The sequence below is a fragment of the Leucobacter tenebrionis genome, from assembly GCF_019884725.1.
GTDB classification, from domain to species: Bacteria; Actinomycetota; Actinomycetes; order Actinomycetales; family Microbacteriaceae; genus Leucobacter; species Leucobacter tenebrionis.
Genome location: NZ_CP082322.1, coordinates 2,540,167 through 2,559,722 on the forward strand (window position 1 = coordinate 2,540,167; position 19,556 = coordinate 2,559,722).

Genomic DNA, 19,556 nt, shown 5'->3' on the forward strand with positions numbered 1-19,556 from the left:
ATTAAATATGCTTTAATTGGGATCGTGTTCTCCAACGAGGAAGCTCCGGCCCCGCATGCGCCGCTCGTCGTCATGGGCGTTTCCGGCGCGGGCAAGACCACTGTCGGCGTGGAGATCGCGCTGCGCCTCGGCCGCCCGTTCATCGACGCCGATGACCTCCACCCGCAGGCGAACCGGCGCAAGATGGAATCGTGCGTGCCGCTCGACGACTCGGACCGGGAGCCCTGGCTCCGTGCTGTCGGCAAGGCTATCTCGGCGGAGGTGCAGCGAGGACGACCGCCGGTCGTTGCGTGCTCGGCCCTGAAGATCGGTTACCGCGAGCAGTTGCGCGCGGAGTGCCCGGACATCGCGTTCGTCTACCTCGACGGGGATCCCGAGATCATCGCCGCCCGGATGAGCGGCCGCCAGCACGAGTACATGCCGGCCGAACTGCTCCCGTCGCAGCTGCGCGCCCTCGAGCCCCCGCTCGGAGACGAGCGTGCGATCCGCATCGATATCGAGAAGCCCGTCGACCTGATCGTCTCCCAGGCGATCGCGTGGTTGCGGACCCTCGAGCCGACAGACCAGGAGGTCGCTCGATGAGCCCGTCTATGACTGAAGGATCAACTCTCGACCTGCGAGGGGTGACGAAGAGCTACGGCGGCAACGTCGTCGTCGATGCGCTGGATCTCAGCTTGCAGCAGGGCGAGTTCGTCTCGCTGCTGGGTCCGTCGGGCTGCGGCAAGACGACGACCCTGCGCATGATCGCGGGCTTCGAACACCCGGATGCGGGGCAGATCCTGCTCGACGGCGATGAACTCACGGGGCGGCCGGCGAACAAGCGCGAGGTCAACACGGTCTTCCAGTCGTACGCGCTGTTCCCGCACCTGACGGTCGCGGGCAATGTGGCCTACGGGTTGCGACAGCGCAAAGTTCCCAAGAGCGAGATCATCGAGCGCGTCGCTGAAACGCTGCGGCTGGTGCGCCTGGAACAGTTCGCCGACCGGAAGCCCGCGCAGCTTTCAGGCGGGCAGCAGCAGCGTGTCGCACTGGCCCGCGCGCTGGTGAACCGCCCGAAGGTGCTCCTGCTCGACGAGCCGCTCGCGGCGCTCGACCGGCAGCTGCGCGAGGAAGTGCAGATCGAGCTGCGGCTGATCCAGGCCCGTCTGCGAACGACATTCCTCTTCGTGACGCACGACCAGGGCGAGGCGCTCGCGATGAGCGATCGTGTGGCGATCATGAACGGCGGGCGGATCGAGCAGCTCGATGATCCCGAGACCATCTACGAGCACCCCGCCACACGCTTCGTCGCCGGCTTCGTGGGCCAGCAGAACTTCTTCGAGGACGTGCGCGTCGAGGCCGACGGGGTCCTCGTGACCGCGGACGGCGTGCGTTTCCGGACCGCTGCGCCGGTGCGCGGCGACCGCGCGACCGTAGCCATTCGGCCCGAGGCGATCGGGCTCTCCCCGGAGACCGGTGAGAACACGGTCAACACCTGCGCGGCGACGGTCGAGGCCGTGAACACGCTCGGTGAGACCCGGCAGTACGTGGTGCGTTCGGCTGCGGGCGGCACGCTCATCACGCGTACTGCCCGCACCTCAGACACCCATCGCTTCGCGCCCGGCGACCGTGTGCTAGCGAGCTGGGGCGCCGACCACGTCGCGGTCTTCCCCGCATCTTCCACCCACTGAATCGCACCACTCGAAGGAGAGTCACTCATGGCCGACGGAATCCCCAAGATTCTCATGCCTCGCGCACGCGAGGTCGCCCTCACGCGCCGCCTGTTCCTCGGGAGCGCAGTCGGAGCGGGCGCCGCACTGACGCTCGCCGCGTGCTCCTCCGGCGGTTCGGGAGGTGCGAACGCCGGAGCGGGATCCGGCACCCTGCGCGTCTACTCCTGGTCGGGGTACGACGACCCCGCCAACGTGGAGGAGTTCGATTCGAAGGTGGCGATCGACTCCTACTCCTCGAACGAGGAGATGATCGCCAAGCTGGTCGCCGCGCGCGGCACCAGCGGGTACGACATCGTGATCCCGACGGGCGTCTTCGTGCCGCAGATGGCCGAGAACGACCTGCTCGAGAAGCTCGACCTCGGCCGCCTGAAGAACTTCGAGAACATCGACCAGGCGTTCCTGGGGCAGGAGTGGGATCCCGACAACAGCTACACGGTGCCGAAGTACTGGGGCACCACGGGCTTCGCCTACGACACGCAGGTCATCAGCCGCGAGCTCGTCTCCTGGGACGACTTCATCGACGCCGCGAAGAACGAGGCGAGCGGTCGCACCTCTCTCGCCGATGATCCCGGCGAGATCTGCGCGATCCTGTGCTTCGCGCGCGGCTGGAACCAGAGCACTCAGGACGAGCAGCAGCTGGGCGAGATCCGCTCCTTCCTGGTGGATGAGCTGGCCGAGCACATCTCCGCCTTCGACTCGGCGCCCGGCAGCGGCGCGATCCCGCAGGGATCCCAGGCGCTCGTGCACACCTGGAACGGGGAGGCGCGTCGAGGCATTCTCGCGAGCAAGGATCCCGATCGCTGGAAGTGGGTGCTCCCCACACCGGAGACGAACCTCTGGACCGACAACTGGGCGATCGTCAAGGGCGCCCAGAACATCGACGCCGCCTACGAGTTCATCGACTACTCGCTCGGCGTCGAGGAGTCGGTGCGCAACATCGAGTACGTCGGCTACGGCACTGGCATCGGACAGGCGGAGACCGAGCTCGCTGCGGCTGATGCACCGCTCCTCCCCATGATCTTCCCGAGCGAGGAGGAGAAGAAGCGCATGTACACCGGACAGATCAACGAGGCGCAGGAGACCCGCATGGAGATCGTCGCCGAGATGAAGGCCCGCGCCGGGGCGTGAGCGTTATGGCGAGAAAACGGAATCCGGATCGCGGGCAGCGCGGGGCCGCTGCTCTGCTCGCGGTGCCGGGCGGGGCCTGGATGCTGCTCTTCTTCATCGTCCCCATCCTGGTGGTGGTGTGGTACAGCTTCGGGCAGAAGCCGGGGCTGTACGGCACGCACGACAACTCCGTGCTCTCGCTCGACCGCTACGCGGAGGCGCTGAGCGGCGCGTTTCTGCAGACCTTCGCGAACACGCTGCAGATCGCGATCATCGGCACTCTCGTCTGCCTGCTGATCGCCGTGCCGTTCTCGTACTGGCTCGCGGTGAAGGTGAGTGCGCGGTGGCGGTACCTGGTGCTGGCGCTGGTGCTCGTGCCCTACTGGACGAACTTCCTGATCCGCACCATCGGATGGCAGATCCTGCTGGCTCCCGAGGGGCCGCTGACGCTTCTGCTGAGGGAGGCCGGCCTCGTCGATGCCGCGTTCTCGATGCTCTACACCAAAGGGGCGGTGCAGCTGGGTGTCGTCTACAACTACCTGCCGCTCATGATCCTGCCGGTGTTCGTCGCGATGGAGCGGCTGACCCCCGCACTGCGCGAGGCGAGCAAGGACCTCGGCGCCGGCCGGTGGGGGACCTTCCGCCAGGTCACGCTGCCGCTCGCGATGCCCGGCATCGTCTCCGGCGTGCTGCTCGTGTTCATACCGCTGATGGGCGACTACATCACGGCTCAGGTGCTCGGCGGCGCCAAGGGCAACATGGTGGGGCAGATGATCGCCGGGCAGTTCCAGCAGGGGCAGAACTGGGCCCTCGGATCGGCGATGTCCATCACGCTCATACTGACCACGCTGATCACGATCCTGCTGGTCGGGGCGATCGGTCTGGTCTGCGCCGCGGTGCTGCGAGCCCGACGGCGGCTCCCCATCGAGAGGGGCGCCGGGCAGCCGACCCGTGCCGGAGCGGAGGCCGCGGCATGAGTTCGAACAAGGTACACGAGCGGGGCCGCGGCGCCGACCTGTCGCTGCGGATCTTCGGCATCCTGGTGCTGCTCTTCCTGTTCGCACCGCTCATCGTGATCCTCTTCTACTCCTTCAACACCGGGAGCCTGCTCGGGGCGTGGGAGGGATTCGGCGTCACGGCCTACGAGACCGCCTTCAACACCCCCGAGATATTGAACGCCGTGGGCGTCTCTCTCCGTTCGAGCGTCGTCGCCACCCTGTTCGCCACGCTGCTCGGTTCTACCCTGGGGATGGCGATCGGGCTGCGGACCGGCGCGTTCGTCTCGGCGATCGTCGGTCTGCTCGGCCTGGTGCTGGTCACCCCGGAGATCGTGCAGGCGGTGTCGCTGATGCCGTGGCTCACGTCGCTCAGCGTGGACTGGGGGCTCGCGCTGTTCAACGACGGGATCCTGCGACTGGCGATCGGCCACTCCCTGTTCGCCACGGCCGTGGTCTCGTTCCTCGTGCGCGGGCGGGTACGGGCGCTCGATCCCGCGCTCACCGAGGCCGCGGAGGATCTCTACGCCTCCCGCTGGAACAGCTTCCGCCAGATCCTGCTGCCTCAGCTGGCTCCCGCGATCGGCGCGGGCGCCCTCATGGCGTTCACGCTCAGTCTCGACAACACCATCATCTCGGCGTTCGTGCAGGCGACGGGCAGCACGCCCTGGCCGGTCTACGTGCTGAGTTCGCTGCGCTCCGGCCTGCGCCCGGAGCTCGCGGCCATGGCGGCGGTGATGCTGATCGCCACGCTCGCGCTGCTCGCGCTCGCCGCTGCGATCCTCGCCCGCGGCGGATCCGCGGCCAGCACCGCCCGCGCTCTCGTCGGATCGGAATGACCTCTCCCGACGCCTCTCTGAATCGAACCGCTCGGAAGGAGCCGCGCATGACCTCTGCGCTCACCATCATCGACTGCACGCTGCCGCTCGTCGACGGGGGTCGCGACCGCTTCGCCGTGCGCATCGAGGGTGAGCGGATCGCCGGCGTCACGCCGATGTCCGAAACCGCGGCCTCCTCCGGCGAGACCTTCGACGCGCGGGGGCGCAGCGTGCTCCCCGCGTTCACCGACGCGCACGTGCATCTCGTCGAGTCAGGCATCGAGCTGGCGCGGTGCGATCTCTCCTCGAGCACCTCGCGGGCCGATGCGCTGCGGCTCATCGCCGAGTACTGCGATCGTGCGGCGGATCCCTGGATCGTGGGCCGCGGCTGGTCGCTGGACCACTTCGCGGACACGCGCACGATGCTCGCCGAACTCGACTCGGTGACCGGCGAGCGGCCGGCCTACCTCTCGAACAAGGACGGGCACAGCGCCTGGGTGAATTCGGCGGCGCTGCGCCTCGCCGGCATCTCGACGGGAACCCCGGACCCCGAGGGCGGGCGTATCGAGCGGGATGCCGCGGGTGCGCCGATCGGACTGCTGCACGAGGGCGCCATGCTGCTCGTGGCCGAGCTGATCCCGGCGCTCGATGACGAGACCCGCTTCCAGGGACTGCTCGCCGGGCAGCGCCACTTCTTCTCGCTCGGCATCACCGGGTGGCAGGAGGCCATCGTCGGCGACTTCGTGCCGACCACAGACGTGGAGCGCTGCTACCGTCGCGCGATCGATTCGGGCCGGCTGCTCGGGCAGGTGACGGGCAACCTGTGGTTGCCGCGCAGCGATCCCGCGGGAGCGGTCGAGCAGCTCGTCGAGCGCCGGGCGGCCTTCGCGGGCGAGGAGCGCTTCCGCACGAGCGGCGTGAAGATCATGTACGACGGGGTATGCGAGACGCTGACGGGAGCGGTGTCGATCCCGTACCTCGATGGGGCCGAGGGCACGGCGACGCCGAACTGCGGGATCACCTTCTTCGATCCCGCGGAGCTCGCACCCGTGGTCGCCGAGCTCGATCGCGCAGGCTTCGACCTGCACGCGCACGTCATTGGGGATCGCGCCACGGATGAGATGCTGACCATGATCGAGGGGGCTCTCGCGGGTGCGCCGGCGCGCGACCGCCGTCACCAGCTCGCGCACCTGCAGGTGCTGAATCCCGAACTCATCGCCCGTATGGCGCGCGCGGGGGTCATCGCGAACGTGCAGCCGTACTGGGCGCAGGGCGACGCGCAGATGATGGAGATGACGCTCCCGTTCCTCGATCCCTCGCTGCACACGCATCAGTACGCGTTCCGCTCGCTCGAGCGCGCGGGGGTGCCCCTGGCTTTCGGATCGGACTGGCCGGTGACCACCCCGGATCCCTTCGCCTGGATCCATGTCGCGGTGAACCGCAGCTATCCGGGCGATTCCACGGAGCCCTTCCTGGCGCACGAGGCCCTATCGCGCCGGAGCGCGCTCCTGGCGGCCACCAGCGGATCGGCGCACGCCGTGCGACAGGACGACTCCCGAGGTCGCATCGAGCCCGGAATGCTCGCGGACCTGGTGGTGCTCGATGCTGATCTCACCGAGGTGCCGGACGAGGATCTGCACGGCGTGCGGGTCGACGCGACGTTCGCGCGCGGGGTGTCCGTCTTCGAGCGCTAGCTAGGCGTCACCCTGACCGCGCGCGTTCCGTAGCGGAGTCCCGATCTGCTGGTGTGCACGGTGAGGTACCCGCAGAATGGCACTCCGCGTTCAGGGGAGGTGGCGTCTGCCCGCGCCTGTTGGCGCGGCCTCCGTGCCTACGCCTCGGGAAGGATCGAGGGGCGGGGCAGATCCGACCAGGTGACGGAGACCTCCGCGGCGGTGCGTCGCATGATGCGGTCCATCGCGGCGTGGGCTTCCCCTGAATCACGAGCCCAGATCGCCTCGGCGACGCGCACGTGCAGCTCCAGCGCGTCCTCGTGCGGTTGATGTGGCATGAGCCCCTGCTCCGTGCGGGCGGTGAGCACTTCAGCGACGATCCGCTCGAGCTGAGCGATCATCTCGTTGCCGCTCGCCGTGAGCACGAATCGATGGAAGGCGATGTCGAGCTCGAGGAAGCGCTTGAGGTCGCCGGCCCTGCCCACCTCTCGCATCTCCAGAGCGAGCCCGAGGAGCTTCGCCGCATCGCGGTCGTCGCGGTACTGGGCCGCCAGCTCCGCCGCTTTGGGCTCGAACGCGGATCGGAGCTCGGTCATCGATCGGAGCTGCCCGCCCGACGACCCCACGGCGAGGCGCCAGCGGATGACGAGGGGATCGTAGAGGTTCCATGCTTCGGCGGGGCGCACTCGGATACCCACCCGCTTGGTGGCCGCCACGAGCCCCATCGCCTGGAGCACCCGGACCACCTCGCGCACCACCGGGCGCGAGACGCCCTCGTCCCTGGCGATCTGCTCGGCGTGGAGGACCGTTCCGGGCGCGAGCTCCCCTCCGACGATCCGGGTTCCCAAAGTCTGCAGGAGCTGTTCGTGCAGGGTCGGGGCCATGGCCTCATCGTAGTCTGTTTCGCCGGTTAGGCTTGATCCATGATCGAAGGCAATCCGCAGCCGGACGAGGGCGGCACCGCGAGTGCGCAGAGCGGTACGACGCCGCAGCGCCGCGCGAGCGAGGACGGTCTGCTCGGGCGCCTCGACGTGATCGAGGCGCAGCCGCTGGCGCAGCGCGCCGCGGGCTTCGAGCAGCTGCACGACGAGCTGCTCGCGGAGCTGCAGCGGGGGGATCATGGCGGATCCTGAGGGCGAAGCCGGTGCGGTCTGGCCAGGTGGAGCGGAGCGCCTCGACAGGGTTCTGCCCCTGCTCGGGCTCGCTCGGTCTCGCAGCCAGGCAGCCGAGCTCATCGCGGCGGGTGAAGTGCTGCTCGACGGGAAGCCGGCGGCGAAGGCCGGGGCTCGCGTGGCGCCGGGGAGCCGGATCGAGGTCACCGGAGGCGACCACTACGTGAGCCGCGCGGCTCACAAGCTCATCGCGGGCCTCGACGAGTTCGGCATCGACCCTGAAGGGCGCCTGGCGCTCGACATCGGGGCGTCGACCGGCGGGTTCACCCAGGTGCTGCTCGAGCGCGGAGCGCGCCTGGTGCAGGCGATCGACGTGGGGCACGACCAGCTGGTGCCCGCCCTGCGCGACGACCGGAGAGTGCGCCTCGTCGAGGGGCGCAACGCCCGCGACCTCACACCCGAGAACCTCGCGGCCGACACGGGTGAGTCCGAGGCGCCGAGTCTCGTGGTCGCCGACCTCTCGTTCATCTCCCTCGGCCTCGTGCTCCCCGCGATCGTGCGCTGCGCGGCGCCGAACGCCGACCTGGTGCTGCTCATCAAACCGCAGTTCGAGGTGGGGCGGGTGCGCGACGGCGTCGTGACCGATCCTGCGCTCCGAGCCGATGCGATCCGCATCGTGCTGCGCGCGGCGGCGGAGCAGGGACTCGCGGCCAGGGGGCTCGCGCCCTCTCCCATCGCGGGCGGAACGGGCAATCGCGAGTTCCTGGTGCATCTCGCAGCCGCCGAGGGCGCGCATCCGACAGAATGGGAGGGGCGGATCGCGGAGCTCTGCGGCGAAGACGGCCGCGTGGCGCCGAGTGGCCGATCCGCATCCGCACACGAGCGAACGGAGAGCCATGAGCACTGCGCATGAAGCGGGCGCGAGGCGTTTTCTCGTCGTCTCGCACACGCACCGCGACGAAGCCGTCGCGGCCACGGTCGAGGTCGTTTCGGCGCTGCGGGCATCGGGCGCCGAGCCGGTGCTCGACGCCCACGACCGGCAGGAGTTCGCGCCGCACCTGAACATCGAGAGCATCGCCGAGCTCGGCGACGATGTGCTGATCCACGAGCTCGAGGCCGCGATCGTGCTGGGCGGCGACGGCACGATCCTCCGCGCCGCTGAGCTGCTGCGCGGCTCCGAGTGCCCGATCGTCGGCGTCAACCTGGGCCACGTGGGCTTCCTCGCCGAGATGGAGAATTACGACCTCGCCGAGACGATCGACCGCGTGCTGCGCCGCGACTACACGGTCGAGGAGCGGATGACGGTCGACGTGCAGGCGGTCTGCGACGGCGAGATCATCGCCGAGACCTGGGCGCTCAACGAGGCCAGCGTCGAGAAGCGGCGGCGCATGCTCGAGGTCGAGATCGGCGTCGACGGGCGGCCGGTGTCGAACTTCGCCTGCGACGGCGTCGTGCTCGCGACCCCCACCGGCTCGACCGCGTACGCCTTCTCGGCCGGCGGTCCCGTGGTGTGGCCGACGGTTCAGGCCATGCTGATGGTGCCGATCGCCGCGCACGCGCTCTTCGACCGTCCGCTGGTGACGGGGACGGACTCCGAGCTGAGCGTGCGCATCCTGCCCGAGAACATCGGCCCCGGCGTGATGTGGTGCGACGGCCGTCGCCGCACCGAGCTGCCGGCGGGTTCGACCGTGAGCATCCGCCGCTCGAAGCACTCCGTGCGCCTGGCGCGGCTCAACCAGGCGGTGTTCTCGGATCGCCTGGTGCGCAAGTTCCACCTTCCGGTTTCGGGGTGGCGAGGCGCACGCCGCGAGAACGGAGGCGCCGAGTGATCGAGGAGCTGCGCATCCGCGACCTCGGGGTGATCGCCGACGCGACCCTGCCGCTCGGCCCGGGGTTCACCGCGATCACCGGCGAGACGGGCGCGGGGAAGACCATGGTCGTGAGCGCGCTCGGCCTGCTGATGGGCGAGCGGAGCGACGCCGGGGCGGTGCGCAGCGGTGCGTCGCAGGCGCGGGTCGGCGGCATCGTGCGCACGACGGACGCGGAGGTCGCCGAGATCGTCGAGGAACTCGGTGGAGACATCGAAGACGACGAGCTGGTGCTCAGCCGCACGGTGAGCGCCGAGGGCCGCAGCCGGGCGAGCGTCGGGGGCTCGAGCGCCCCTGTCGGGAGCCTGGGCCGGCTGGCCGGGAGGCTGTTCGCCGTGCACGGCCAGTCCGAGCAGCTGCGATTGCGGTCGGCCGCGGCGCAGCGGGATACCCTCGACCGATTCGGCGGCGAGGAGATCGCGCAGACTCTTCGCGAGTACCGCGCTGCGCATCGCGAGAGGCAGGAGCTGAGCGCGCAGGTGGCCGAGCTCACGGAGGCTCGCGACGAGCGGGCCGCGGAGGCGGCGCGGTTGCGTGCCGAGCTGGAGGAGATCGCCGCGGTGGATCCGCAGCCGGGCGAGGAGCAGGATCTCGCGCAGCGCATCGAGCTGCTGAGCAACGTCGAGGAACTGCGCGCGGCGACCTCCTCGGCGCACGAGGCGCTCGCGACCGACTCCGACGACCCGATGAGCCGGGACGCCAGTTCGCTGGTCGACGAGGCCGTGCGCGAGGTGGAACGCGTCGCGGGGCACGACCAGCGGCTGGAGTCCGTGCTCGACACGCTGCGCAGCGCGAGCTTCCAGCTCGCCGACGCCGCGCGCGAGCTCGCGGCGTACGCCGCCGATCTCGACCAGGAGGGGCCGGGCGAGCTGGCGCAGGCCAACGAGCGCCTTGCCGCTCTGAACGGACTGTTCCGGGTGTACGGCGCGGATTCGGCGGCGGTCGTCGAGTACGCCGGGGATGCGGCGAAACGCCTGACGGAGCTCGACGGCGACGACGAGCGGATCGACGAGCTCACTGCGCGCCTCGAGCAGCTCGGCGAGCAGGAGCGGACGCTCGCGTCGCGCCTCACGGAGCTGCGTACTGAGGCGGCCGATCGCCTGTCCGGGCTGGTGACGATCGAACTGCGGCAGCTCGCGCTGCCCGACGCGGAGTTCGTGGTGCGGGTCACGCCGCTCGACACGCTGGGCGGCTCGGGCGGCGACGAGGTGCAGCTGCTGCTCAGCCCGCACCCCGGTGCGCAACCCCGGCCGATCGCCAAGTCGGCCTCGGGCGGCGAGCTCTCGCGGGTGATGCTCGCGCTCGAGGTGGTGGTCGCGGCGGTCGACCCCGTGCCCACGTTCGTCTTCGACGAGGTCGACGCCGGGGTCGGCGGTGCCGCCGCGATCGAGATCGGCAGACGGCTCGCCCGACTCGCGCGCTCCTCGCAGGTGATCGTGGTCACGCACCTCGCCCAGGTCGCCGCCTTCGCGAACAACCATCTGCAGGTCGTGAAGGACTCATCGGGCGGTTTCACCGAGAGCAGCTGCAGGCGCCTCGAGGGCGAAGAGCGGCTCGCCGAGATGGCCCGGCTGCTCTCGGGGCTCAGCGATTCCGAGAGCGCTCTGGAGCACGCTGCGGAGCTGCTCGCGCTGCGGGATTAGGGGGCTCGGGAAGCGGCGGAGCACCTCGGTGCGAGGAGCGTCGGCGGTAGGTGCTACGCTCCACACATGGTGAAGATCTTCGGTCGCCGCCTGGGCGGCGGTACGGCGAAACCGACGCTCAGCGACAACGCGGCCGCGAAGGCCGCCTACCTCGATTCGCACCCCGAGGTCGTGCACGCCGATCTCGAGCAGCTCGACGCCGAGACCCGCGAGATGTACCGCGACGCGCGCGAGGCGGCGCTCGACGCCCGCGAGGAGCGCGCGAAGTCCTCGACGCGCGAGTTCGTGCTGCGCGCGCCGTTCCAGCTCGGCTTCACCGTGACCCTCGGCGTGCTCGTCGCGTTGCTGGTCGGCTCCATCATCGGCCAGCTGAGCACGATCATCATGTATGTCGCCGCGGCGCTCTTCATCGCGCTCGGCCTCGACCCGGTGGTGCGTGCGCTCGAACGGCACGGGATCAAGCGACCGCTCGGCATCGGCGTGGTGTTCGGCGGGTTCGTGCTCGTGATCGGGGGTCTGCTCGCCATCATCATCCCGATGATCGCGAACCAGATCACTCTGCTCGTGCGCAGCGCGCCCGCTCTCGTGCACGACCTGAACAACCAGCCGTGGTTCAAGGACATCAACACGCGGTTCGGCGAGTTCATCGACTTCGACGGTCTGCTCAGAATGGGGCAGGACTTCATCGGCGACCCCGAGAACCTCGCTCAGATGGCCGGCGGCGTGTGGCAGGCCGGCATCGGCATCGCCAACGGGCTCACCGCCGGACTGATCGTGCTGATCCTCACCCTCTACTTCCTGTCGTCCCTGCGCAGCGTGAAGCGGGCGTTCTACTCCCTCGTGCCCCGTTCGGGCCGCGCGAAGGTGATCGACATCACCGAGCAGGTCACGAAGTCGGTGGGCGGATACGTAAACGGCATGGTGGTGCTCGCCTTCACGAACGCGGTGCTGGGCTTCGTCATGATGACGATCGTGGGCGTGCCGTTCGCGGGCCTCGTCGCGGTGGGCGTGTTCTTCCTCGCGCTCATCCCGCTGATCGGATCGGTGCTGGCCACGGTACTCGTCTCGATCGTGGCGCTCTTCGACTCGCCGATGACCGCGATCATCGCGGCCGCGTACTACCTCATCTACATGCAGATCGAGTCGTACGTGCTCACGCCCCGCATCATGAACCGCGTGGTGTCGGTGCCGGGCTCGCTCGTGGTCATCGGCGCTCTCGCCGGCGGCACGCTGCTGGGCCTGCTCGGCGCTCTCATCTCGATCCCCGTGACCGCGATGGTGCTGATGATCATCAAACAGGTGTGGATGCCGCGCCAGGAGATGCGCTGAGCCGCGCTGCGGCAGCGCGAGCCGGCTCCCGGCGAGTGCCTCCGCTCGCATCGACAGCAGACCTCGAAACCCCGCCACTGTCTCCGGGGCGGATCAACTGATAGGATCGAAGCCCGTGGGAACAGAGCAGCGCACGGAACAGACCGGCATTACCAAGCACATCTTCGTGACCGGGGGTGTCGTCTCCTCTCTCGGTAAGGGGCTGACCGCCGCGAGTCTCGGTAACCTCCTCACCGCGCGCGGGCTGCACGTGGTCATGCAGAAGCTGGATCCGTATCTCAACGTCGATCCCGGCACCATGAACCCCTTCCAGCACGGCGAGGTCTTCGTGACCGACGACGGCGCTGAGACCGACCTCGACATCGGGCACTACGAGCGCTTCCTCGGCATCAACCTGTCGCAGGCCGCGAACGTCACCACGGGGCAGATCTACTCGACCGTGATCGCCAAGGAGCGCCGCGGCGAGTACCTCGGCGACACGGTGCAGGTGATCCCGCACATCACCAACGAGATCAAGCGCCGCATGCGCCTCCAGGCCGAGGAGGATCCGCGCCCCGATGTGATCATCACCGAGGTCGGCGGCACCGTGGGTGACATCGAGTCGCAGCCGTTCCTCGAGTCGGCCCGCCAGGTGCGCCACGAGCTCGGCCGCAACAACGTGTTCTTCGTGCACGTCTCGCTCGTACCCTTCATGGGCGCCTCGGGCGAGCAGAAGACCAAGCCGACCCAGCACTCCGTCGCGGCGCTGCGCTCGATTGGCGTCCAGCCCGATGCCCTCGTGCTGCGCAGCGACCGCCCCGTCACCGACGACAACCTGCGCAAGATCGCCCTCATGTGCGACGTCGACGAGGACGCGGTGGTCAACGCCGTCGACGTGCCCAGCATCTACGACCTGCCCCGCCTGCTCAACGACCAGGGCCTCGACCAGACCATCGTCGAGCACCTCGGCCTCGACGAGCGCGCCGGCGAGGTCGACTGGGCCGGGTGGCAGCCCGTGCTCGACGCCGTGCACCACCCGAAGGGCGAGGTCACGCTCGCGCTCGTCGGCAAGTACATCGACCTACCCGACGCCTACCTGTCGGTGACCGAGGCGCTGCGTGCAGGCGGCTTCGCGCACTCGACGAAGGTCAACCTCAAGTGGGTGCCCTCCGACACGTGCGAGACCCCCGAGGGTGCGCTCGAGGCGCTCGGCGACGTCGACGGCATCTGCGTGCCCGGCGGCTTCGGCATCCGCGGCATCGAGGGCAAGCTCGGCGCGCTGCGCTTCGCACGCGAGAACGGCATCCCCACGCTCGGCCTGTGCCTCGGCCTGCAGTGCATGGTGATCGAGTACGCCCGCAACGTCACCGGCCTCGAGGGCGCCTCGTCGACCGAGTTCGACCCCGACACCTCGGTTCCCGTCATCGCGACCATGGCCGAGCAGGTCGACATCATCGACGGCGGCGATCTCGGCGGCACGATGCGTCTCGGCCTCTACGAGGCGGCGCTGGCCGAGGGATCCCTCGCGGCCGAGCTCTACGGGGCGCCCACCGCCACCGAGCGCCACCGCCACCGCTACGAGGTGAGCAACCGCTACCGCGATCAGATCGCCGAGTCGGGCCTCTCGTTCTCGGGCACGAGCCCCGACGGCGCGCTCGTCGAGTACGTCGAACTGCCCCGCACCGCTCACCCCTTCTACATCGCCACGCAGGCGCACCCCGAGCTGAAGTCGCGCCCGGGCAAGCCGCATCCGCTCTTCGCGGGGCTCGTCGGCGCCGCGATCCAGCGTCGCGACGCGGCGCAGCTGTTCGAGGTCGAAGAGGGCGAGTAGAGGTCATGGCCGGCGAGGACGCCGCGGTGCCGGGCGGCCCGCGAGACCACGAGGGCGGGGCGCCGCTGGTCGACCAGCTCGCCGAGGTGCCTGTGCTCGACAGCGAGCTGCTCGTGCGCGGGCGGGTCTGGGACGTGCGCCGCGATCGCTTCGAGTTCGGGGGCGACGTGCTCACCCGCGAGTACCTCGACCACACGGGCGCCGTCGCGGTCGTCGCGCTCGACGCCGACGACCGGGTGCTGCTGATCCAGCAGTACCGGCACGCCATCGCGCATCGCGACTGGGAGATCCCCGCGGGCCTCATGGACGCGCCGGGGGAGTCCGGGCTGCTCGCGGCGCAGCGCGAACTCGCCGAGGAGGCCGACCTGCAGGCCTCGCGCTGGGACCTGCTGCTCGACCTGTTCCTGTCGCCGGGCGGCACCAGCGAGGCGATGCGCATCTTCCTCGCCCGCGACCTGTCCCCGGCCGAGCACGACTACGTGCGCGGTGAAGAGGAAGCGGAGCTGGTGCCGCGCTGGGTGCCGCTCGACGAGGTCGTCGAGGCCGTGCTCGCGGGGCGGGTGCAGAACGCGGTCACCGTGAGCGGTGTGCTCGCCGCGGCGGCCTCCCGGGGGCGCGGCTGGTCGACACTGCGCGATCCCGAACTGCCCTGGGTCGCCCGCGAGGCCGCGCGGGGCACCCGGTCGAAGTAGGCGGGGCACGGGGAGGCATGCGCTGATGGGGCTCACCGCGCAGCAGGGGGCCGAGCGCTACCTGCGGCACGTCACGCTCGAGCGCGGGCTCTCGGCGAACAGCCTCGCGGCGTACCGGAGAGACCTCGACGCCTACGCCGCCTGGCTGGAGGCGCGCGGCATCTCCGACCTCGGGCACGTCACCCCCGACACGCTCTCGGAGTACGTAGCGGAGCTGAACGGGGGCGGCGCCGGTGCAGCGCCAGGTGCTTCATCGCCGGGTGCGGCGGCTGGGACGGCGGGTGCGGCGGCTGGGACGGCGGGCGGCGCGGGATCGGGATCGGGGACGACGGGATCCGGATCCGCCCCCTCCTCCCCACCCCCGACCCGGCTCGCGCCCGCCTCGATCACCCGCCGGCTGTCGACCGTGCGCGGCATGCACCGCTTCCTGTTCGAGGAGGGGCTGCTCGAGACCCACGCTGGCAGCGGTGTGCGTACGCCGAAGCCGGCGCTCCGCCTGCCCAAGGCGCTGCCCGTCGAGGAGGTCGAGGCGCTGCTCGCAGCAGCCGGTGGCGGTGAGGACGCGGCCGCCGATCAGCCCGTCGCGCTGCGGGATCGCGCGCTGCTCGAACTGCTCTACGCGAGCGGCGCCCGCGTGAGCGAGGTGACCGCGCTCGACCTCGACGACCTGCTCGCGGTGCCGGGCCGCGGCGACGCGTGGGAGGACCCGGAGTACGCGCTCGGCGAGGGCGGGTTCCTGCGGGTGACCGGCAAGGGATCGAAGCAGCGGATCGTGCCCTACGGCAGCTACGCGGGGCGCGCGCTCGCCGCCTACCTCGTGCGCGCCCGGCCCGCGATGGTGGCGCGTGGCAGCGGCACGCCCGCGCTCTTCGTCGGACCGCGCGGCGCACGGCTCTCGCGTCAGAGCGCCTGGCTCGTGATCCGCGCCGCGGCGGAACGCGCCGGGATCACTACCGAGGTGTCGCCGCACACCCTGCGCCACTCCTTCGCGACGCACCTGCTCGCGGGCGGCGCCGACGTGCGCACCGTGCAGGAGATGCTCGGGCACGCCTCGGTGACCACCACGCAGATCTACACCCAGGTGACCGCCGACACGCTGCGCGAGCACTACCTGATGTCGCACCCGCGTGCGCGGGTACAGGGCTGATTCGGCGCCGTGTGCGCCGTTTTCGCGATGCGGATCAACGCTGGCGCGTTGCTCTGTCGCATCGCGCACCCGCGTGCGAAATAGCGGCTCCCTGAGCCTGTCGAAGGGGGTGAAGGATCCGGACCCGACCCTGCCGAGATACGGAGTTCGCACGTTCGGGCGCGATCAGAGCTGCAAAATCCGTATCTCGGCGCGGGTGAGGGAAAGGCTCGGATCGGGCGCAGGGTGGAGACGGGTCAGTCGCGCGGCAGGCGGAGCCCCGCGCCTACAGGTGCAGGCGCTTCGCCAGCTCGTGCCGCACCTCGGCGCTCCGGGCGTGCTGCAGGAGTCCCAGCACCACGAGGCTGAGGGCGCCGCAGATCGCCGACGGCAGCGGTGTCGTCACCCAGCCGAAGACCAGGAAACCGATGGGCGCAATACCCAGCAGCACGGCCAGGCCGCTGTAGACGATGTGCTCGCCGACCTCGATGCGCATCACCCGCACCGTGATGAGCAGGGCGACGATCGAACACGCGCAGACGATCGGCACCGCATACGTGAGCGACCACCCGCGCCAGCCGGTGAGGTAGTCCCAGTACACGCAGACCAGGCCGACCAGGACTACGAGATACACCGTCCCCTTGGCGACGTTGCGCCGCTTGCGCACCGCCATCAGCACCACGAGCCACATCGCGATCACCCCCAGCCACACGGAGCGGAGCGCGCCGATGCCGTCGAGGTCCCTGCTGAACAGCAGTTGCACGACGAACGATGCGAGGATCACCGCGAGCGACGCGAGGAATAGCACCCGCAGCACCCTGCGCCGGGAGAACTCGAGCGGTACGGCCGGCAGCGGGCTCGGGGTCGCCTCGCCGGAGACGGGCCCCTCGCAGAGCGGGCAGCGGGTCCAGGCTCCCTCGATGTCGAGAGCGCACTCGAGGCAGCGTCTCATAGCTCCTCCTCCGCGAGTTCCGCCTCGGTCACCCGGGCTGCGGCGACGGTGACGTCGATCCCGCGCGAGGTGAGGAGTCGCGCGAACTCCCGGATGTGGTCGGTCTCCGTGAACGGCGAGGTGAAGGTGATCGTGAGCAGCCCCGCGTGAGAGATGGCGCAGAACTGCGGTCGCACCGCGGAGACGTGGAACAGCATGCGGCCCACGCGCGATTCCGCGGGCTCCGGGAGGGTCACGCGGCCCAGATTCGAGACCGCGACGCTCAGCCCCCGGTTGTTGGCCCAGTTGATCAGGCCCAGGAGCACGTCCTTGAGGGGCCTCGGCACGATCCTCAACCCGATCATCCGCTCGAACCGGATGAACCTTCGCAGCTTCCGCCCCAGCGCCTCGGGGCTCGCCTTCGGGCGGAACTGCGCCTCCAACCGCCTGCAGATCGAGCCGAGATCGTCGGCGCCCTCGCCGTAGGTGTGCGCGACGCGCACGGTCGCGAAGAAGTTCCGCGCCGACGTCGACGGGTAGAACTGGCGCAGATTCACCGGCACCGACGCCGCGATGGTGCGCGCTCTGCCGAGTCCGCCCGAGGAGGAGCGCACGGCTTCGAAGAACAGTGCGGTCAGATACATGGTGAGGGCGACTCCCTCGGCGCGCGCGAGTGCGAGCACCTCCTGGGCCGGGGCGGTGAGTTCGACCGCTCGCGTGCGGTTGTCAGGGGTGCGCGTTCCCCTCACCCGGTGCACCTGTTCGCCCGGCCGGCGCCGCAGGCTGCGAATGCTCCAGCGCGCTTCGGGGGCGGGCGGCGCGCTCTCGGCCACGGTGAGCGCGGCCGGCGTCGCCGCGCGGCTGAACGCGGATCCGGCAGCGGGCGCCTCCGCGCCCCGCCGGCGGCGGAAGTAGTGGGCGAAGCTGTCGGCGGTCAGCTCGTGCACCGGGCCGGCCGCGTCGTCACCCGGCCGCGGGGCGGCGTCCGCTCGAGAGGGGTCGAGGCGTTCTTCGGAGCTGGGAGGATCGGCGTGCGCCTCACCGGCAGCATCTCCCTCGGGCGGGTGCTCGGGATCCCGCAGTCGGGTGTAGGCGGCCAGGAGGTCGGAGAGGAACCACAGCGCCCCGGTGCCGTCGGACAGAGCGTGGAAGATCTCGAGGATGACGCGCCGACGGTGGTGCATCACGCGGAACAGCAGGTTCAACCGGTCGGCCTGGTAGATGGGCGCGCACGTGTGCTGCTCGTCCTCCGTGACGGTCGGGCGCAGATCGCTGTCCTGCAGGTAGTACCAGAAGACCCCGCGTCGCAGCACCGCGTGGTAGAGCGGGTACCGCTCGTACGTGGTGTCGAGGGCCTGCTGCAGCAGGGCCGGGTCCACGTCGTGGTCGACCTCGGCGCTCAGGCGGAACACCTTCGGATCCGCATCGCTGCGGGCCGCGAGGAAGATGTTGGACGCGTTGTCGAGCCGCACCCAGGCTCGGCGGGTCATGGCATGCCCTGGTGAACGGAGCTCTCCTCGGCGTCGCCGTCGAGGAAGGCGTTGATCACCTCGTACGCCTCCCGGAGCGACCGGGAGAAGCGGGGCAGAGCGATGAATCCGTGCAGCGCTCCGTCGACGCGGTGCAGCCGAACCGCGTTGCCCGCGGCCTCGAGCGCGCGGCCGTAGGCCTCGCCCTCGTCGCGCAGCAGGTCGAGCTCGGCCGTGATCACCAGCGTGCGCGGCTGCGCGGAGAGGTCCTCCGACATGAGCGGAGCCACGAGGCGGTCGCGGCGGCGCTCGGGATCGGGCACGTAGAGTTCGAAGTAGTCCTGCACCTCGGCGTTCGTGAGCCGGTAGTCCTCGCCGTGATTGCGCACCGAGGCGAAGGGGGAGGAGGCCGGGTCATGATCCCAGTGGGTCACCGGATAGAGCAGGATCTGGCGACTCGCTCCGTGCCGGCCGCGATCCCGCAGCAGCAGCGAGACGACCGCGGCGAGATTGCCCCCGGCCGAGTCGCCCACCAGCACGATGCGGTCGGCGCTGTCGGCACCCGCCCGCTGCGGGTCCTCCAGCAGCAGCCGGGCGACGTCGTAGCAGTCCTCCAGGCCCGCCGGGAAGGGGTGCTCGGGCGCGAGCCGGTAGTCGACCGACAGCACGGTGCAGCCCGTGAGGTCCGCCATCGTTGCGCACGCCGGGGTGTAGCTCTCGATATCCCCCGTGACCCAGCCGCCGCCGTGGAAGAACACGAGCACGTCATCGCGCAGGCGCTCCTTCGGCTGGAAGGTGCGAACCGGCACCCGGTGGCTCGCGCCGTCCGGGCCGATCCGCCAGTCCGATGCCTGGTACCGGGGGACCGGAAGCGCGGCGAGTCGGCGCTGGCGGCGGCGCACCTTCTCGTAGTCCTCCCGCATATTGAGGCGCGGGGCGGCGAACAGGCTCAGCGCCGCCCGGAACAGCCGGTTCACGGGATGCCGGCGGCGTCGGGAGATGAGCGGTGCATGCCCCCAGCATAGAGAGGCTTCCTGTCGCTGCACCCGGCCTGCCCGGCCGGCCGGCTGCCTGTGCGCCCGGCTGCCCGTGCGCCCGGCCCGCGGCCGTGCGCCTGCCCGTCCCCTTCGCGCACCGATCTGCCCCGGAACACACCGAACTCGTGGTTTTGATGTGCATCTCGGCAGATCGGTGCTGCTGGAGCGGGATCCGCGGGATCCTCGACCACACATCGGGCGCGATAGGATGGGGCGTTAGCGAGCGACACGAGA

General features: G+C 70.2%; 18 protein-coding genes. 14 read left to right on the forward strand and 4 right to left on the reverse strand.

The genetic code is table 11. The features are described 5' to 3' along the window. Window positions 1-24: 24 nt before the first annotated feature. From KVY00_RS11590 to KVY00_RS11615, 6 genes are read left to right on the forward strand one after another with little or no spacing between them, the layout of a single operon-like run. Window positions 25-582, forward strand: coding sequence for a gluconokinase (locus tag KVY00_RS11590; protein WP_255572620.1), 558 nt, complete (start codon window positions 25-27; stop codon window positions 580-582). 8 nt (window positions 583-590) lie between these two features. Beyond that, complete coding sequence (locus KVY00_RS11595; protein WP_255572621.1) at window positions 591-1,670, forward strand: ABC transporter ATP-binding protein; 1,080 nt, start codon at window positions 591-593, stop codon at window positions 1,668-1,670. A 27-nt stretch (window positions 1,671-1,697) separates the two neighbouring features. Then, entirely contained in the window at window positions 1,698-2,840 is a 1,143-nt protein-coding gene (locus KVY00_RS11600; RefSeq protein WP_223043100.1) for a polyamine ABC transporter substrate-binding protein, read from the forward strand. Between the two features lie 5 nt (window positions 2,841-2,845). Next, window positions 2,846-3,796: an ABC transporter permease gene (locus tag KVY00_RS11605; RefSeq protein ID WP_223043101.1), complete on the forward strand. Its 951-nt coding sequence runs from the start codon at window positions 2,846-2,848 to the stop codon at window positions 3,794-3,796. After that, window positions 3,793-4,653, forward strand: coding sequence for an ABC transporter permease (locus KVY00_RS11610; RefSeq protein WP_223043102.1), 861 nt, complete (start codon window positions 3,793-3,795; stop codon window positions 4,651-4,653). Before KVY00_RS11605 ends, KVY00_RS11610 begins: the two co-directional genes overlap by 4 nt. A 47-nt stretch (window positions 4,654-4,700) precedes the next feature. Continuing rightward, the gene (locus tag KVY00_RS11615; RefSeq protein WP_223043103.1) at window positions 4,701-6,326 is read left to right on the forward strand and encodes an amidohydrolase; all 1,626 of its coding nucleotides are present in this window, start codon (window positions 4,701-4,703) and stop codon (window positions 6,324-6,326) included. 137 nt (window positions 6,327-6,463) lie between these two features. Here the strand turns inward: KVY00_RS11615 and KVY00_RS11620 are convergent, their stop codons facing one another. Beyond that, on the reverse strand, window positions 6,464-7,189 hold the full coding sequence (locus KVY00_RS11620) for a FadR/GntR family transcriptional regulator (RefSeq protein WP_223043104.1): 726 nt from the start codon (window positions 7,187-7,189) through the stop codon (window positions 6,464-6,466). A 39-nt stretch (window positions 7,190-7,228) separates the two neighbouring features. On the opposite strand from KVY00_RS11620, the gene KVY00_RS11625 reads away from it, so the two are divergent. The 8 genes from KVY00_RS11625 to KVY00_RS11660 all read left to right on the forward strand — a co-directional run bounded on the left by KVY00_RS11625 (window position 7,229) and on the right by KVY00_RS11660 (window position 15,906). After that, the gene (locus KVY00_RS11625; protein ID WP_223045358.1) at window positions 7,229-7,438 is read left to right on the forward strand and encodes a hypothetical protein; all 210 of its coding nucleotides are present in this window, start codon (window positions 7,229-7,231) and stop codon (window positions 7,436-7,438) included. Further along, complete coding sequence (locus KVY00_RS11630) at window positions 7,425-8,330, forward strand: TlyA family RNA methyltransferase (RefSeq protein WP_223043105.1); 906 nt, start codon at window positions 7,425-7,427, stop codon at window positions 8,328-8,330. The genes KVY00_RS11625 and KVY00_RS11630 overlap by 14 nt, the downstream gene beginning before the upstream one ends. Next, window positions 8,314-9,246: an NAD kinase gene (locus KVY00_RS11635; RefSeq protein ID WP_223043106.1), complete on the forward strand. Its 933-nt coding sequence runs from the start codon at window positions 8,314-8,316 to the stop codon at window positions 9,244-9,246. The genes KVY00_RS11630 and KVY00_RS11635 overlap by 17 nt, the downstream gene beginning before the upstream one ends. After that, the gene (gene recN / locus KVY00_RS11640; protein ID WP_223043107.1) at window positions 9,243-10,928 is read left to right on the forward strand and encodes a DNA repair protein RecN; all 1,686 of its coding nucleotides are present in this window, start codon (window positions 9,243-9,245) and stop codon (window positions 10,926-10,928) included. The genes KVY00_RS11635 and recN overlap by 4 nt, the downstream gene beginning before the upstream one ends. Before the next feature lie 66 nt (window positions 10,929-10,994). Beyond that, window positions 10,995-12,257 (forward strand): AI-2E family transporter, encoded by a 1,263-nt coding sequence (locus KVY00_RS11645; RefSeq protein WP_223043108.1) that lies wholly within the window; start codon window positions 10,995-10,997, stop codon window positions 12,255-12,257. 115 nt (window positions 12,258-12,372) lie between these two features. Further along, window positions 12,373-14,067, forward strand: a complete 1,695-nt coding sequence (locus KVY00_RS11650; RefSeq protein WP_305069210.1) for a CTP synthase — start codon at window positions 12,373-12,375, stop codon at window positions 14,065-14,067. A gap of 5 nt (window positions 14,068-14,072) precedes the next feature. Continuing rightward, a complete protein-coding gene (locus KVY00_RS11655; RefSeq protein ID WP_223043109.1) occupies window positions 14,073-14,759 on the forward strand; it encodes an NUDIX domain-containing protein in 687 nt (228 codons plus the stop codon). A gap of 25 nt (window positions 14,760-14,784) precedes the next feature. Beyond that, a complete protein-coding gene (locus tag KVY00_RS11660) occupies window positions 14,785-15,906 on the forward strand; it encodes a site-specific tyrosine recombinase XerD (protein ID WP_223043110.1) in 1,122 nt (373 codons plus the stop codon). Window positions 15,907-16,171: 265 nt separating this feature from the next. On the opposite strand, the gene KVY00_RS11665 is transcribed toward KVY00_RS11660, so the two are convergent. From KVY00_RS11665 to KVY00_RS11675, 3 genes are read right to left on the reverse strand one after another with little or no spacing between them, the layout of a single operon-like run. Further along, window positions 16,172-16,837 carry a DUF6320 domain-containing protein gene (locus KVY00_RS11665; RefSeq protein WP_223043111.1) on the reverse strand — a complete coding sequence of 222 codons (666 nt, stop codon included), beginning with the start codon at window positions 16,835-16,837 and terminating at the stop codon, window positions 16,172-16,174. Continuing rightward, window positions 16,834-18,306, reverse strand: a complete 1,473-nt coding sequence (locus KVY00_RS11670; RefSeq protein ID WP_223043112.1) for an alcohol acetyltransferase — start codon at window positions 18,304-18,306, stop codon at window positions 16,834-16,836. Before KVY00_RS11670 ends, KVY00_RS11665 begins: the two co-directional genes overlap by 4 nt. Further along, window positions 18,303-19,262, reverse strand: coding sequence for an alpha/beta hydrolase (locus KVY00_RS11675; RefSeq protein ID WP_223043113.1), 960 nt, complete (start codon window positions 19,260-19,262; stop codon window positions 18,303-18,305). The genes KVY00_RS11670 and KVY00_RS11675 overlap by 4 nt, the downstream gene beginning before the upstream one ends. Between the last annotated feature and the right edge of the window lie 294 nt (window positions 19,263-19,556).